The sequence below is a fragment of the Streptomyces sp. LUP47B genome, assembly GCF_001746295.1.
Taxonomy (GTDB): domain Bacteria; phylum Actinomycetota; class Actinomycetes; order Streptomycetales; family Streptomycetaceae; genus Streptomyces.
In genome coordinates, this window is record NZ_MJAH01000024.1 from 30,947 (window position 1) to 46,110 (window position 15,164).

Annotated in this window: 13 protein-coding genes; 10 read left to right on the plus strand and 3 right to left on the minus strand. The window is 71.1% G+C overall.

All coding sequences use genetic code 11. The features are described from left to right. The first annotated feature begins 50 nt into the window (after positions 1–50). From BFN33_RS44150 to BFN33_RS44165, 4 genes are all read left to right on the plus strand, one after another. Complete coding sequence (locus BFN33_RS44150) at positions 51–3,641, plus strand: ATP-dependent DNA helicase (RefSeq protein WP_069765869.1); 3,591 nt, start codon at positions 51–53, stop codon at positions 3,639–3,641. 10 nt (positions 3,642–3,651) lie between these two features. Next, complete coding sequence (locus tag BFN33_RS44155) at positions 3,652–5,064, plus strand: dipeptidase (protein WP_069765952.1); 1,413 nt, start codon at positions 3,652–3,654, stop codon at positions 5,062–5,064. 154 nt (positions 5,065–5,218) lie between these two features. Next, positions 5,219–6,163, plus strand: a complete 945-nt coding sequence (gene nudC / locus BFN33_RS44160) for an NAD(+) diphosphatase (RefSeq protein ID WP_069765870.1) — start codon at positions 5,219–5,221, stop codon at positions 6,161–6,163. 10 nt (positions 6,164–6,173) lie between these two features. After that, on the plus strand, positions 6,174–6,785 hold the full coding sequence (locus BFN33_RS44165; RefSeq protein ID WP_069765871.1) for a bifunctional 2-polyprenyl-6-hydroxyphenol methylase/3-demethylubiquinol 3-O-methyltransferase UbiG: 612 nt from the start codon (positions 6,174–6,176) through the stop codon (positions 6,783–6,785). Between the two features lie 32 nt (positions 6,786–6,817). Here BFN33_RS44165 and BFN33_RS44170 read toward each other — a convergent pair whose 3' ends face one another. Continuing rightward, on the minus strand, positions 6,818–7,060 hold the full coding sequence (locus tag BFN33_RS44170) for a mycoredoxin (RefSeq protein WP_069765872.1): 243 nt from the start codon (positions 7,058–7,060) through the stop codon (positions 6,818–6,820). A gap of 182 nt (positions 7,061–7,242) precedes the next feature. Between BFN33_RS44170 and BFN33_RS44175 the strand changes: the two genes are divergently transcribed. The 4 genes from BFN33_RS44175 (at position 7,243) to BFN33_RS44185 (ending at position 10,794) form a co-directional block, all read left to right on the plus strand. Then, the gene (locus tag BFN33_RS44175; RefSeq protein WP_176742623.1) at positions 7,243–9,438 is read left to right on the plus strand and encodes an ATP-dependent DNA helicase UvrD2; all 2,196 of its coding nucleotides are present in this window, start codon (positions 7,243–7,245) and stop codon (positions 9,436–9,438) included. Between the two features lie 169 nt (positions 9,439–9,607). After that, positions 9,608–9,931 (plus strand): hypothetical protein, encoded by a 324-nt coding sequence (locus BFN33_RS50870; protein ID WP_079141338.1) that lies wholly within the window; start codon positions 9,608–9,610, stop codon positions 9,929–9,931. Between the two features lie 174 nt (positions 9,932–10,105). Continuing rightward, on the plus strand, positions 10,106–10,474 hold the full coding sequence (locus BFN33_RS44180; protein WP_020119791.1) for a WhiB family transcriptional regulator: 369 nt from the start codon (positions 10,106–10,108) through the stop codon (positions 10,472–10,474). Further along, entirely contained in the window at positions 10,471–10,794 is a 324-nt protein-coding gene (locus BFN33_RS44185) for a hypothetical protein (protein WP_069765874.1), read from the plus strand. Before BFN33_RS44180 ends, BFN33_RS44185 begins: the two co-directional genes overlap by 4 nt. Before the next feature lie 153 nt (positions 10,795–10,947). Here the strand turns inward: BFN33_RS44185 and BFN33_RS44190 are convergent, their stop codons facing one another. Together BFN33_RS44190 and BFN33_RS44195 are read right to left on the minus strand one after the other, a co-directional pair. Continuing rightward, positions 10,948–12,318: an AarF/ABC1/UbiB kinase family protein gene (locus BFN33_RS44190; RefSeq protein ID WP_069765875.1), complete on the minus strand. Its 1,371-nt coding sequence runs from the start codon at positions 12,316–12,318 to the stop codon at positions 10,948–10,950. Continuing rightward, entirely contained in the window at positions 12,311–13,528 is a 1,218-nt protein-coding gene (locus BFN33_RS44195) for a TOMM precursor leader peptide-binding protein (RefSeq protein WP_069765876.1), read from the minus strand. Before BFN33_RS44195 ends, BFN33_RS44190 begins: the two co-directional genes overlap by 8 nt. Before the next feature lie 261 nt (positions 13,529–13,789). On the opposite strand from BFN33_RS44195, the gene BFN33_RS44200 reads away from it, so the two are divergent. Together BFN33_RS44200 and BFN33_RS54960 are read left to right on the plus strand one after the other, a co-directional pair. Continuing rightward, the gene (locus BFN33_RS44200) at positions 13,790–14,386 is read left to right on the plus strand and encodes a M48 family metallopeptidase (protein WP_079141339.1); all 597 of its coding nucleotides are present in this window, start codon (positions 13,790–13,792) and stop codon (positions 14,384–14,386) included. 115 nt (positions 14,387–14,501) lie between these two features. After that, on the plus strand, positions 14,502–15,164 hold a 663-nt coding region (locus BFN33_RS54960; protein WP_256123039.1), incomplete at its 3' end, for a TerD family protein.

A 15,164-nucleotide genomic window follows, 5' to 3' on the forward strand; every position in this document is an offset into this window, starting at 1 on the left:
CCGGGATGATTCGTCCTCCGTTGTCAGTGCGCGCCGCTAGCCTCTGCGACATGCCCGCCCGTATCACCGATCCCGATCAGCTCAAGGAGCTCCTCGGTATCCCGTTCACCCCGGAGCAGACGGCCTGCATCACCGCGCCGCCCGCCCCGCAGGTGATCGTGGCCGGTGCCGGCTCGGGCAAGACGACGGTGATGGCGGCCCGCGTGGTCTGGCTGGTCGGCACCGGCCAGGTCGCCCCCGAACAGGTCCTCGGCCTCACCTTCACCAACAAGGCCGCCGGCGAACTCGCGGAGCGCGTCCGCAAGGCACTCGTCAAGGCAGGCGTCACCGACCCCGACGTCATCGACCCGGACAACCCGCCGGGCGAGCCCGTGATCTCCACCTATCACGCCTTCGCGGGCCGCCTGCTGACCGACCACGGCCTGCGCATCGGGCTCGAACCCACCTCCAGGCTGCTCGCCGACGCCACCCGCTACCAGCTCGCCGCACGCGTACTGCGCGAGGCCCCCGGCCCCTACCCTGCCCTGACCCGCTCCTTCGCCGACCTCGTCAGCGACCTCCTCACCCTTGACGCGGAACTCGCCGAGCACCTCGTGCCCCCCGAGCGCCTGCGCGCGTACGACGCCGAACTGCTGCGCGACCTGCAGGGCGCCAAGCTCACCAACGACGCCCTGCGCAGGGTCCCCGAGACGGCCGCCGCCCGCCGTGAACTGGCCGAGCTGGTCGTCCGCTACCGCGCCGCCAAACGCGAACGCGACCTGCTCGACTTCGGCGACCAGATCGCCCTGTCCGCACGCCTCGCGGGGACCCCGGAGGTGGGCCGCATCCTGCGCGACGAGTTCAAGGTGGTGCTGCTCGACGAGTACCAGGACACCTCGGTCGCCCAGCGCGTCCTGCTGGCAGGCCTGTTCGGCGGCGGCACCGGCCATCCGGTCACCGCCGTCGGCGACCCCTGCCAGGCCATCTACGGCTGGCGCGGCGCCTCCGTCGCCAACCTCGACGACTTCCCCGAACACTTCGCCCACCCCGACGGCCGGCCCGCCACGCGCCAGGCGCTCAGCGAGAACCGCCGCAGCGGCGGCCGCCTCCTCGACCTCGCCAACGGCCTCGCCGAGCCCCTGCGCGCCATGCACGCGGGCGTGGAAGCCCTCCGCCCGGCCCCCGGCGCCGAGCGCGACGGCATGGTGCGCTGCGCCCTCCTGCCCACCCACGCCGAGGAGATCGACTGGCTCGCGGATTCGATCGCCCATCTCGTACGGACCGGGAAGGAGCCCGGCGAGATCGCCGTCCTGTGCCGCACGGCGACCGACTTCGCCGAGATCCAGGGCGCCCTCGTCGAACGGGACGTCCCGGTCGAGGTGGTGGGACTCTCGGGCCTGCTGCATCTGCCCGAGGTCGCCGACCTGGTCGCCGTCTGCGAGGTCCTCCAGGACCCCGGTGCCAACGCCGCCCTGGTCCGCCTGCTGACCGGCCCGCGCTGGCGCATCGGCCCGCGCGACCTCGCCCTCCTCGGCCGGCGCGCCCGGCGGCTCGTGTCGTACACGCGCGTGGACGGCGACGACGACCCCGACCGCCGGCTCGCCGAGGCCGTCGAGGGGGTCGACCCGGCCGAGGTGATCTCGCTCGCCGACGCTCTGGAGACCTTCCTGGAGACACCCCTTTACAGCGACGCCGAGGACGACGACGGGCTGCCCTTCTCGCCGGACGCGCGTGTGCGGTTCGCGCGCCTGGCCACCGAACTGCGCGACCTTCGCCGCTCGCTCGCCGACCCCCTGATGGACGTCCTGCACCGCGTCCTCGCCGTCACCGGCCTGGAGGTCGAACTGGCGGCGTCCCCGCACGCGTTGGCCGCCCGCCGCCGCGAGACCCTGTCCAACTTCCTCGACATCGCCGCCTCGTTCGCGGCCGGTGACAACGAGGCGACCCTCCTCGCCTTCCTCGGCTTCCTGCGCACCGCCGCCCAGTACGAGAAGGGCCTCGACAACGCACTGCCAGGCGGTGAGAACACCGTCAAGGTGCTCACCGCGCACAAGTCCAAGGGCCTGGAGTGGGATGTCGTCGCCGTCCCCGGCCTGGTCACCGGCACCTTCCCGAGCACCCAGGGCCGCGAGAAGTGGACGGCCCAGGGCAAGGTGCTGCCGCACGCGCTGCGAGGCGACACCGACACCCTGCCCGACATCGACTCCTGGGACTCACGCGGCATGAAGGCCTTCCACGAGGCCATGAAGGACCATCAGCACACCGAGGAACTCCGCCTCGGCTACGTCACCTTCACCCGCCCCCGCTCGCTCCTCCTCGGCTCCGGCCACTGGTGGGGACCGACACAGAAGAAGCCCCGAGGACCGTCCGACTTCCTCAAGGCCCTGTCCGACCACTGCACGGCCGGCTACGGCGAGATCGAGGCCTGGGCCGACGAACCTGCCGAGGACGCCGAGAACCCCGCCCTGCACGGACAGAGCGCCGACCAGGTCTGGCCCCTGCCCCTCGACGACGCCGCCCTCGCGCGCCGCCGAGCCGCCGCCGAGACGGTCCTTGGCCATTTGGAGAACCTCGCCTCCCACACGGACGGCCATCCCGCCGTTGCCCACGACCCGGACACCTACGACGACCCGGACTGGCCCCCGCCACCGGATGACGAGGAGCCGGACTTCGCGGAGCGGGACTTCGCAGCACCCGCCCCGGATGACTTCGTGGACGCCGAGGACGAGCCCCTCCCCGAGGACCCCGCAGACTGGGACACCTGGACGACGGTCCGCGCGGCCGTCCCGCACCAGGCCACCGCCCCGGACGGCGACGAGCCCCCCGGCCCCGGCGAAGGCCCGCGCAGCCATCCCGAGGAGCGTCCGCGCGCCCGGCAGCAGACTCCCACGCACCCCCGGCTCACCCCCGAGGAAGCCCGCACCATCGCCTCCTGGGACCGCGATCTCGACGCCCTGGCCGGGGAACTGCTGCGGGCACGGGAAGCCGTCACCGACGTGCCCCTGCCGGCGTCACTCACCGCGTCCCAGGTCCTGCGTCTGGCCGGCGACCCGGACGGGCTCGCGCAGGAGCTCGCGCGCCCCATGCCGCGCCCCCCGCAACCCGCCGCACGTCAGGGCACCAGGTTCCACGCCTGGGTCGAAGCCCGCTTCGAAGCCCTGACCCTGCCCATGCTGGAGCCGGACGACCTGCCCGGCAGTGACGCCGAGATCGCCGACGAACGCGACCTGGAAGCCCTCAAGGACGCCTTCGAGCGCAGCGAGTACGCCCACCGCACTCCCTACCGGGTCGAGACGCCCTTCCAGCTCGTCATCGCAGGCCGCGTGATCCGGGGCCGTATCGACGCCGTCTACCGACACGGCGACGGGGACGCGACGACGTACGAGATCGTCGACTGGAAGACCGGTCGCACCCGCACCGCCGACCCCCTTCAGCTCGCCGTGTACCGGCTGGCCTGGGCCGAGCGGCAGGGCGTCCCTGTGGAATCCGTCACGGCCGCCTTCCTCTACGTCCGTACCGGAGACGTCGTACGCCCCAAGGACCTGCCCGGCCGGGCAGCCCTGGAGCGGCTGCTCAACCAGGAACCGGGAGGACGGTCGAGCGGTTCCGCGCAAGCACACTGTGAGGAACCGCCCACCGAGGATGTCGGTGCGGGCCGATAGGCTCGTGACCATGAGCCAACCCGTTGACAGTGCCGTCAGCGCCGTCCGTACGTACATCGAGCAGCACCGCGCCGCCTTCCTCGACGACCTCGCCGAATGGCTGCGCATCCCGTCCGTCTCGGCGCAGCCCGACCACGGCCCCGATGTACGCCGCAGTGCCGACTGGCTCGCTGCCAAGCTCAAGGAGACCGGGTTTCCCACGGTCGAGGTCTGGCAGACTCCGGGCGCGCCCGCCGTCTTCGCCGAGTGGCCCGCCGAGGACCCGACGGCGCCGACGGTCCTCGTCTACGGTCACCACGACGTACAGCCCGCCGCCCGCGAGGACGGCTGGGACAGCGACCCGTTCGAGCCGGTCGTCCGCGACAACCGTCTCTACGCGCGCGGGGCGGCCGACGACAAGGGCCAGGTCCTCTTCCACGCCCTCGGCGTCCGCGCCCACCTCGCCGCCACCGGCCGCACCGCCCCCGCCGTGAACCTGAAGCTGCTGATCGAGGGCGAGGAGGAGTCCGGCTCACCCCACTTCCGCGCCCTCGTCGAGGAGCACACGCACCGGCTCGCCGCCGACGCCGTGATCATCTCCGACACCAGCATGTGGGACGAGGACACCCCCACCGTGTGCACCGGCATGCGCGGCCTCGCCGAGTGCGAGATCCGGCTGTACGGCCCCGACCAGGACATCCACTCGGGCGCCTTCGGCGGCGCTGTGCCCAACCCGGCCACGGCGGTCGCCCGGCTGGTCGCCGCCCTGCACGACGAGCACGCACGCGTGACCGTCCCCGGCTTCTACGACGGCATCGTCCAACTGACCGATCGTGAGCGTGAACTCTTCGCCGAACTTCCCTTCGACGAGGAGCACTGGCTGCGCACGGCCAAGTCGCACGCCACCCACGGCGAGTACGGACACACGACCCTGGAGCGGATCTGGGCCCGCCCCACCGCCGAGGTCAACGGCATCGGCGGCGGCTACCAGGGACCCGGAAGCAAGACGATCATCCCCTCGTCGGCCATGGTGAAGCTGTCGTTCCGTCTGGTTGCGGGCCAGGATCCCGACCACATCGAGAAGGCCGTCCGCGCTTGGGCCACCGAGCAGGTGCCCGCCGGAATCCGGCACGAGATCACCTTCGCACCCGCCACGCGCCCGTGCCTGACCCCGCTCGACCACCCCGCGCTGCAGTCCGTGGTCCGCGCCCTGGGCCGCGCCTTCGAGAGCTCGGTCCGCTTCACCCGCGAAGGTGGCTCCGGCCCCGCCGCCGACCTCCAGGACGTCCTCGGCGCACCCGTGCTGTTCCTCGGCATCTCCATCCCCTCCGACGGCTGGCACGCGCCGAACGAGAAGGTCGAGCTCGATCTGCTGTTCAAGGGCGTCGAGACCGCCGCGTACCTGTGGGGTGATCTCGCCGAGCACTGGAGCCACGCGCCCTGACCGTCCAGCGCCGCCCGGACCGGCAGCGCGCGGGGCATCCTGAAAGGGGCGCCCCTCACCGCGAAGCCCCGCCGGACCCGGTCGCCCTCCGACGTACGTCCCGCCGAACCGTTCGCCGAAACAATCCGCTGCACCGGGGGAGTTGGAAGCACCCGTGACCACCTGGACCGACCACACCGCCGACCGTCCCATCTCGCTCACCGCCCCCAGCGGCATCGACCGCGCCGCACACCACCGGCTCGACGAGGCCTGGCTCGCGGCAGCGTGGAGCCACCCCACGACCCGCTGCTTCGTGGTTTCCGGCGGTCAGGTCCTGATCGACGAGACGGCGGACGGCCGTACCGAACTCGTCATGACCCCGTCCTTCGAAGCCCCGCTGACCGAGGCGCACCGCTACTTCCTGGGCATCGACGAGGAGGGCGTCCGCTACTTCGCCCTCCAGAAGGACGCCCTGCCCGGCCGCATCGACCAGTCCGCGCGTCCGGCCGGTCTGCGCGAGGCCGGCCTGCTGCTGTCCGCACGCGAGGCGGGCCTGATGGTGCACGCGGTCGGCCTGGAGAACTGGCAGCGGACGCACCGCTTCTGCTCCCGCTGCGGCGAGCGCACCGTCATCGCCGCGGCCGGTCACATCCGCCGCTGCCAGGCCTGCGGCGCCGAGCACTACCCGCGCACCGACCCGGCCGTGATCATGGCCGTCACGGACGACGAGGACCGCATCCTGCTCGGCCGCCAGGTGCACTGGCCGGAGGGCCGCTTCTCGACCCTCGCCGGATTCGTCGAGCCCGGCGAGTCCATCGAGCAGTCGGTGCGCCGCGAGGTCTTCGAGGAGGCCGGGATCACCGTCGGCCCGGTCGAGTACGTCGCCAGCCAGCCCTGGCCGTTCCCCTCCAGCCTCATGCTCGGCTTCATGGCCCGCGCCACCTCCACCGAGATCAATGTCGACGGGGACGAGATCCATGAGGCCCGCTGGTTCTCCCGCGACGAACTGGGCGCCGCCTTCGAGGCCGGAGAGGTCCTCCCGCCGTACGGCATCTCGATCGCGGCCCGTCTGATCGAGCTCTGGTACGGCAAGCCGCTGCCGACGAGGAGCTTCGTCTGAGGGGACGGGTATGCCCGACCCGTACTGGAACCACAACGTCCACTACCACCGCCTGGTGCTGGACGCCGTACCGGCCGGCTGTCGCGAGGCCTTGGACGTGGGGTGCGGTGACGGGCTGCTCGCCCGCAAGCTGGCCCGGAAGGCCGCGTTCGTCACCGGTGTGGACCGCTCCCCGGAGATGATCCGGCAGGCGCAGGCGACCGCCTCCGGGAACATCACGTTCCTGGAGGCGGACTACCTGGACGGCGCCGCCCTGCCCGAGGGCAGGTACGACTTCGTCAGCGCGGTCGCCGTAGTGCACCACGCGCCCTTCGAGGACGCGGTCGACGGCCTGGTCCGGCTGCTGGCCCCCGGCGGACGGCTGATGATCGTCGGGATGGCGTACAACGGGACGGCACTGGACCGGGTGATCAGCGCCGGTGGCCTGCCCGTGTCGCTCTTCCTCAGATGGCGACGAGGCGGCAAGCGGGCGCCGGCCGGCATGCCCATGGAGGACTCGACGGTGCACTGGGGCGAGGCCCGCAGCGCCGCCCGCCGCCTTCTGCCCGGCTGCCGGTACCGGCGCCGACTGCTGTGGCGCTACACGGCGGTGTGGGACAAACCACAAAAAGGCGGTTCCTGAGCTGCCTCAGGAACCGCCGATGTGCCGCAGTGTTACGCGTTGACCTTCTGCTTGACCTGCGCAAGCGAGGGGTTCGTCAGCGTCGAACCGTCGGCGAAGAGCACGGTCGGAACCGTCTGGTTCCCGCCATTCGCCTTCTCAACGAAAGCCGCGGACGCCGGGTCCTGCTCGATGTTGATCTCGGTGTACGCGATGCCCTCGCGGTCCAGCTGCTTCTTCAGCCGCTGGCAGTAACCGCACCATGTGGTGCTGTACATCGTCACAGTGCCCTGCATGTCTCACGCGCTCCTTCGGTGGCTCGGGGAAGAGGTCGTCCGTTGAGGGAACGTACGCGACCTGAGCGCCATTCCCGGCGCGGGTGCCCTGCCAGGTGACGCCTGCCGCATTAGTACGACTGCGGCTACCTGCCTGTGGACAACCGGCTCACCCGTCTCCGCCGACCTGGCAGCATGGCCGTGTGACAGCAGCAACGCACTCCACGCTCTTCCCGCGCACACCGGACTCGGCCGACGCGGTGCTCGAAGGGCTCGATCCCGAGCAGCGCGAGGTGGCCACCGCCCTGCACGGGCCGGTGTGCGTGCTGGCGGGCGCCGGTACCGGCAAGACCCGGGCGATCACCCACCGCATCGCCTACGGGGTGCGGGCCGGAATCCTCCAGCCCTCCAGCGTGCTCGCCGTCACCTTCACCAACCGCGCCGCCGGAGAGATGCGCGGGCGATTGCGCCAGCTCGGCGCCGCGGGTGTCCAGGCGCGCACGTTCCACTCCGCGGCCCTGCGTCAGCTCCAGTACTTCTGGCCGAAAGCCATCGGTGGGTCCATGCCCCGACTCGTCGACCGCAAGATCCAGCTCGTCGCCGACGCGGCCGCCGCCTGCCGCATCCGCCTTGATCGGGGCGAGCTCAGGGACGTCACCGGCGAGATCGAATGGTCCAAGGTCACCCAGACCGTTCCGTCCGACTACGCCCTCGCGGCAGCGAAGGCCGGCCGCGAGACCCCGCGCGCCGCCGCCGAGATCGCACAGCTCTACTCCGCCTACGAGGACCTCAAGCGCGATCGCGCCCTCATCGACTTCGAGGACGTCCTGCTGCTGACCGTCGCCATCCTCCAGGACCGGCACGACATCGCCGAACAGGTCCGTTCCCAGTACCAGCACTTCGTCGTCGACGAGTACCAGGACGTCAGCCCCCTTCAGCAGCGCCTGCTGGAGCTGTGGCTCGGGCGCCGCGACAGCCTGTGCGTCGTCGGCGACGCCAGCCAGACGATCTACTCCTTCACTGGCGCAACTCCCGACCATCTTCTCGACTTCCGTACCCGCCACCCCGGCGCCACCGTCGTCAAACTGGTCCGCGACTACCGCTCCACGCCCCAGGTCGTCCATCTCGCCAACGGTCTGCTCGCCCAGGCCCGCGGCCGCGCCGCCGACCACCGGCTGGAACTGATCTCCCAGCGCCGGGCCGGCCCCGAGCCCGTCTACACCGAGTACACCGACGAGCCCGCCGAGGCCGAGGGAGCCGCCCGCCGCATCCGTGAGCTCATGAACGCGGGCGTCCGAGCCAGCGAGATCGCCATCCTGTTCCGCACCAACTCCCAGTCCGAGACCTATGAACAGGCCCTCGCCGACGCCGCAGTGCCCTACCAGCTGCGCGGCGCCGAGCGGTTCTTCGACCGTCCCGAGGTACGCAGGGCCATCGTCAACCTCCGGGGCGCGGCCCGCTTCGGCGGCAACGACTCGCGGTTGGACGACGCCGTCGACCTGCCCTCGCAGGTGCGTGCCGTGCTGTCGGGCGAGGGCTGGACCACCGTGCCTCCGGCTGGCTCCGGGGCCGTCAGGGAGCGCTGGGAATCGCTGGCCGCCCTGGTGAACCTGGCGCAGGACTTCGCCGCCGCGAGAACCGGCGCCACTTTGAACGACCTCGTGGCCGAACTCGACGAGCGGGCCAGTGCTCAGCACGCCCCGACCGTCGAGGGCGTCACCCTCGCCTCCCTGCACTCGGCCAAGGGCCTGGAGTGGGACGCCGTGTTCCTGGTCGGAGTCGCCGAGGGCATGATGCCGATCACCTACGCGAAGACCGACGAGCAGATCGAGGAGGAGCGGCGGCTCCTCTACGTCGGCGTCACCCGCGCCCGCGAGCGCCTCCACGTTTCCTGGTCGCTCTCCCGCTCGCCCGGCGGCCGCCCCAACCGCCGCCCCAGCCGCTTCCTCGACGGACTGCGCCCCGGCTCCACCGCCACGACGGGGCGCACCGCCGGCGGCGGCCCCGGAGGCGTCGAGCGCGGCTTCACGAGTGCCGTCGGCACCGCCCCCAGACGCACCCAGCGCACCCCGGCGCGCTGCCGGGTGTGCGGGCGCACGCTCACCGACGCGGGCGAGATGAAGCTCATGCGTTGCGAGGACTGTCCCTCCGACATGGACGAGGGGCTCTATGAGCGGTTGCGCGACTGGCGTGCCGTACAGGCGCAACGCAGCGGCCAGCCGGCCTTCTGCGTCTTCACGGACAAGACCCTCATGGCGATCGCCGAGACCGTGCCCGACGACGAGCACGAACTGGCGCGGATCCCGGGCGTCGGCCTGCGCAAGCTCAACCGCTACGGAGCCGATGTCCTGACCATCTGCGCAGGTCGGGAGGTTACGGAAGAAGAGGATGAGGGCTGATTTCAACTCGTCGGAAAAATAGTTTGCGCATGCCCCGGCAATCCCCATAGGTTCTTAGCCACGGGGACGGAGGCCTTCTCGAAGGCCCCGATTCCGTGCTCTACTTGCATATCCGTAGGACAGCGGCTCGCGCTGCCGTCCCCAGAGACGCCGAGAGGAGGCGATTGAAGTGATCAGCATCAACAGCAGCAAGGCCATCAGCCCGGCCAAAATGACCGATCGCTCGGTCGTCTCCGCGTGCATGCTCGGCGTTTCGAACCTGGGCACCGGTATGTCCGGCATTCCTGCCGCACGTCCGGCGTCCTCCGTGTCTCTCGCGGTCCTTCCCGTCCGTGAGCGCAATGAGCGACCGACCAAGGCACTGGAAGCAGTAGTGGCACAGGCGCATGCCTATGCCTTTGCGGCGGCCGGTGCCGGATTCCGGAAGCAGACGACGCAGCACCACCTGATGTGGGCCTTCCGTGGGCCAGAACCCTGGAGTGATCCAGCCTGATCTCGATCAGGTCGGCGCCTTCAGGGCCGCGGAACCCCACCCGGGATCCGCGGCCCTTCTGTTTTCCCCGAACGGGGGGAGCGGAGCGAAGGGGCCTCGGGACAAGAAAAGAACCCGGTACCTAGCGACTACCGGTCCAACAGGGCCGGACCGAACAGACGAGGAAGACGAACCGTGCAACTCGAAGCGCACGCCCCGTCCGTACCGCCTTCCGAAACGATCCCCCCGCCCGGCCTCACGGAGGACTCCACCTTGATCCCGCTCACCGCGCTCACCGCGCTCGACGACGCCATCGAGAACCTCGGCGTACCCGTCCCCTGCCGTTCCTACGACCCGGAGGTCTTCTTCGCCGAGTCGCCGGCCGACGTCGAGTACGCCAAGTCCCTCTGCCGCACCTGCCCGCTGATGGAGGCCTGCCTCGCCGGCGCCAAGGAGCGGCGTGAGCCCTGGGGCGTCTGGGGTGGCGAGCTGTTCGTCCAGGGTGTCGTCGTCGCCCGGAAGCGGCCGCGTGGTCGCCCGCGCAAGAACCCGGTCACGGCATGAACATCACAGGAACGATCGACCGCCCCCTCACGAACGACCCCACGAAGCAGGCCCCGATGAAGCCGTCCACCAGCGAGCCCACAGGCTCCGCGATCCCAGACTTCACCACCACCGACGCGTCCGACACGCGTCAGAACAGGACCCGAGAGATGCAACTCATCCCAGAAGCCCTGGCTCGTGCGCATATGCACGACCGCCTGCATGAGGCCGAGCAGGAACGCCGGGCGATCCGCCTGGCGACCGCCCGCCGGATGCAGCGCCGGGCCGAGCGCGCCTCCCTGCGTGCTCGCCGTGCGCTCGCCATCGCCGTCATGCAGTAGATCCGAACCACACCTGAAGCGGTGGCCTCCCGAACCGAGCAGAACTGAGCTCACCGGGAGGCGGAAGCTCTCCCCCGCGGGGGCCGGTCCGTCCGAACGGACCGGCCCCCGCGGGGCGTTGTGCGTCGGGCGCCTTCACCTGACGAAGACCGTTCACGCCTCCGCCGCGGAACCCTCCTCGTCCAGGTCCTCCTCCGGCACGAACCCCGGAAGCCATTCCTCCAGTTCCTCGCGCAGCCGGACGGTCGCGCCCAGCTGGCACAGGACGCCGATGGTGCTCAGGGTGACCCGGTGTATCAGGAGGTATGCCGGAGGGAGGTTGAGCTGCTTGCCCAGTTGGTGGGCGGGGGAGCGGGGATCCGCGATCCGGGCGGCCTGGCTGCGCATCCAGCCGCGGGTGAAGGTGAACTCGTCGACCTCGGCCGGTTCGATGATCGGCAGGAGGTAGTCGAGGACCGCGTCGGGGTCCAGCTCTATCGACTCCTTGACGAAGCCCTCCACGCGGAGGAGGTCGTAGACCGCTTCCGCCTCGCCGTCCAGCGTCATGCGCAGACAGGTGCCGATGGTGTCCGGCAGACCGCCCGGGAGCCGGTCGACCGTGCCGAAGTCCAGGACGCCCAGGCGCCAGTCATCCTTGCCGTTCGGACCGCCGGGCAGGAGCCGGAAGTTGCCCGGGTGCGGGTCGGCGTGCAGCAGGCCGGTGCGGGCGGGGCCGGAGAAGAGAAAACGGGCCAAAAGCTGTCCGGCGCGGTCGCGCTGCTCCTGGGTGCCGTCGGAGATCACCTCCGACAGAGGCACACCGTCGATCCACTCCGTGATCAGGACCTGGTCACTCTGGTGGACCACGGCCGGGACCACGACATCCGGATCGTCCGCGAACTCCTCCGCATGGGCCTGCTGGGCCTGTGCCTCCAGGCCGTAGTCGAGCTCCTCAGAGACCCGGTCGCGCAGCTCGGCGATGAGCGGCTTGATGTCGATCCCGGGGACGAGAGGCCCCAGCAGACGGGCGAAGCGGCCCAGTTGGGTCAGATCGGACAGCAGGGCCTCGCCGGCCCCCGGGTACTGGACCTTGACCGCCACCTCGCGCCCGTCGTGCCACACGGCCCGGTGCACCTGGCCGATGGACGCCGCCGCGGAGGGCTTGTCGTCGAACTCGGCGAACAGCTCCCGCCAGTCTTCGCCCAGCCGCTCCTCGAGCACGGTGTGCACGGTGCGGGTCGGCATCGGGGGCGCCGCCTCCTGCAGCTTCGTCAGGGCCGCGCGGTAGGGGCCGGCAACCTCCTCGGGGAGCGCCGACTCGAAGACGGACAGGGCCTGGCCGAACTTCATGGCCCCGCCCTTGAGCTCCCCGAGCACCTTGAACAACTGGTCGGCGGTGCGCTGCTGCAGCTCGCGGCCGACGATCTCCGCGGACTCGCCCACGATCCGCTTGCCGAGTCCCCAGGTGGCCCGCCCGGCGAAGCCGAGCGGGAGCGCGGCGAGCTTGGCGGTCCGGGTGACCGCCTTCCGGGGAAGATCAGACATGCGCCCTCCAGGTCCCAGCAGGCCGTGGCGTGGTTGCCTCGCGGCACAACTCCTCCGACGACCCTTGCTCCGTCATTGTCTCGTGCGCAGCCTCCTCCTTGGAGGTGTGTTCTCCCTTACCTTTCTCCGCGGCCCCGCACGGACATGCGGGATGCGGCCAGACCGGCCGCGCGTGCCAGCTCAGACCGGGCAGCGAGACCTCCCAGCGGGCGCCCGCGCTCGACGGGAGGCGGCCGTCCAGGAAAGCGAGCGCGTGTGCGGCCGCGAGGCCGGCGACCGTAGTGGCCAGTGCCAGGTCACAGGGCCGCGCCGACTGCTGTCTGCTGCCCGAACGCCACTGGGCGACCAGCCGGGGCCAGGCCCGGTCGCGGTCGGTCCGCGTCTCGTGCAGACAGCCTGCGCAACCCGTCCCGCCCGGCAGGACGAGGGGGCCGACCACTCCCGTCGCCTCGGCCACACCGGCGAACAGATGAGGTGTGCCGGACCGGACGAAGGGCTCGCCGGTGGCCGGGGCGGGCGCGTGCACGTCGACGTCGTCCCGCGGGGCCAGGATCACCAGGGTGAACCCGGGGTCGTCCGTCCCGGCCGAGGACCGGGAGCCACCACGGGGCGGCCGCCCCGGAGCCGCCGCGGACACCGCCCGGCGTGCGGCCGTGTCCCTGCGGTCGCCGACGGAGCAGGCGGGCAGCCCGCCCGGGGCCACGTCCCACGGCTCGACCCGCCCGCTGTCCCGCACGTCGACCTCCCCGACACCGGCGCCCGAGAGCAGTGCGGCCAGCACCGCGCCCACCCGGCCGGCCCCCCTGACCTGCACGCGCAGTGAACGACGTGCGGCCAGGAGCCTCATCGCGTCACCCGGCTCCGACGTGGTCAGCGAGAGGGACGCCAGGTCGGGTGCCAGCCGGTCGAGGATCTCCTTCTTCCCTCGCAGCCTGTCCGCGTCCGGCCCGCCGCCCCTCGCGTCGTCGACGAGCCCGGCCCGCGCGAGCCGCCCCACCAGCGTGTCGACATGGCCCTCGGGCAGATCCATACGGTGTCCCTCCTCCCGGAGCAGCGCGAGACCGCGCGTGCCGTTGAGCAGGTCGAGGAAGCTGCCCGTCGCCGTGTCCATCGGACCCAGCGTCATCGCGTGCGCCGGGGTCATCCCGAACTGCACGGTGTTGAGATCGCGCCAGCCGCGCCGGAGCGCGGGCTTCAGCTGCGGAACCATTGTTTGCTCGAGCGGAACCACTGCTTGCATGACAGGCCCCCGTAGCCCTCGTGGATCGTCCCCGTCCGTCGCCGGAGCCCCGACGACGGTCGGTCGCGGCTCGGGCGGCGGTGCCAGCATGCCCGGACCCGGCCGGCACGTGCCGAAAGTTGTCCACAGGTGAGGGCCATTCGTCGTACAAATCAGACGCATGGCGGGCGATCGGAACCGAACCGTCCCGGAGTCGGGACTTCACCCGTGTGCAGCGGGTAACGTCAGGGCGTGCCCGCCGACCCACTGCACAGCGCCGGAAAGCCACAGCGCAGTACGACGAGCCAGCCGACGAGCGGCTCGGGGGCGAGCGCGATCGAGGTACGCAGGAGCAGCCGTCGCCGCCGGACGGTCTCCGCGTACCGCGAGGGCGATCGCACCGTCGTGCTCATCCCTGCCCGGATGTCCGAGGCCGAGGAGCAGCGCTGGGTGAGCGTCATGCTCGACAAGCTGGCCGCGCAGGAGAGCAAACGGGTCCTCGGCGATACCGAGCTCTCCGAGCGCGCCCGGCGGCTCTCGGCCCAGTACTTTGACGGCCGGGCACGGCCCGCCTCGGTCCGCTGGGTCACCAACCAGAACACCCGCTGGGGCTCGTGCACCCCGTCCGAGGGCAGCATCCGGCTCTCGCACCGGCTCCAGGGCATGCCGGAGTACGTCGTCGACTACGTCCTGCTCCATGAGCTCGCGCATCTGCTGGTGCCCGGCCACGGGCCCCGTTTCTGGCGGTTGCTGGAGGCCTATCCGCGCACCGAACGGGCCAAGGGCTATCTCGAAGGCGTGGTCGCCGCGGACCGGTTGCCGCATCTTCCGGACGCCCGCGGAGAGTGACCGCCGACCCGAACGGGTCTTTGTACCGGATCTGTACCAACCTGCATCGGTGTCCGAGTTTGCCGTTAGCCTGTCGCGACGCACTTGTATTCGGGATGGGGGACGGTCGTTACGCATGGCCAGGGAATTCCAACGCGGCCACAAGGCCAAGATCAGTGACCTGACCGCGGGCACGGATCTGTACGTAGGCGTGCAGATCTCCGGCCCCGGGCTGACCTTCGACATCAGCTGCTTCGGCCTCGACGCCGACGAACGGCTCTCGGACGACCGGTACTTCATCTTCTTCAACCAGCCGAAGTCCCCCGAGGACTCCATCCAGCTGCTGGGAGCGCAGTCGGGCGACACGGAGTCGTTCCGGGTCACGCTCGACCAGATTCCGTCGCAGATCCAGAAGCTGTCGTTCACGGCGACGATCGACGGTGCCGGCCAGATGTCGCAGATCGCCCCGGGCTACCTCCGAATCGTTGCCGGTGGCGAGGAAGTGGCCCGGTACTCCTTCGACGGCAGCGAGTTCTCCACCGAGCGTGCCGTCATGGTGGGCGACCTGTATTTGAAGGACGTCTGGCGGTTCGCCGCGGTCGGCCAGGGCTTCGACGGCGGCCTCGACGCGCTGCTGAAGAACTTCGGCGGCGAGGTCGCCGAGGAGGAGCCCGAGGCCGCGCCCCAGCAGCCCGCCGTCCCCGCCCAGTCCCAGGCGCCGGCCTTCGCCCCGCCCCCGCAGGCCGCCGCGCCGGCACCTTCGTTCGGCGCGCCGCCGGCCCCCGCTCAGGCGGCGCCC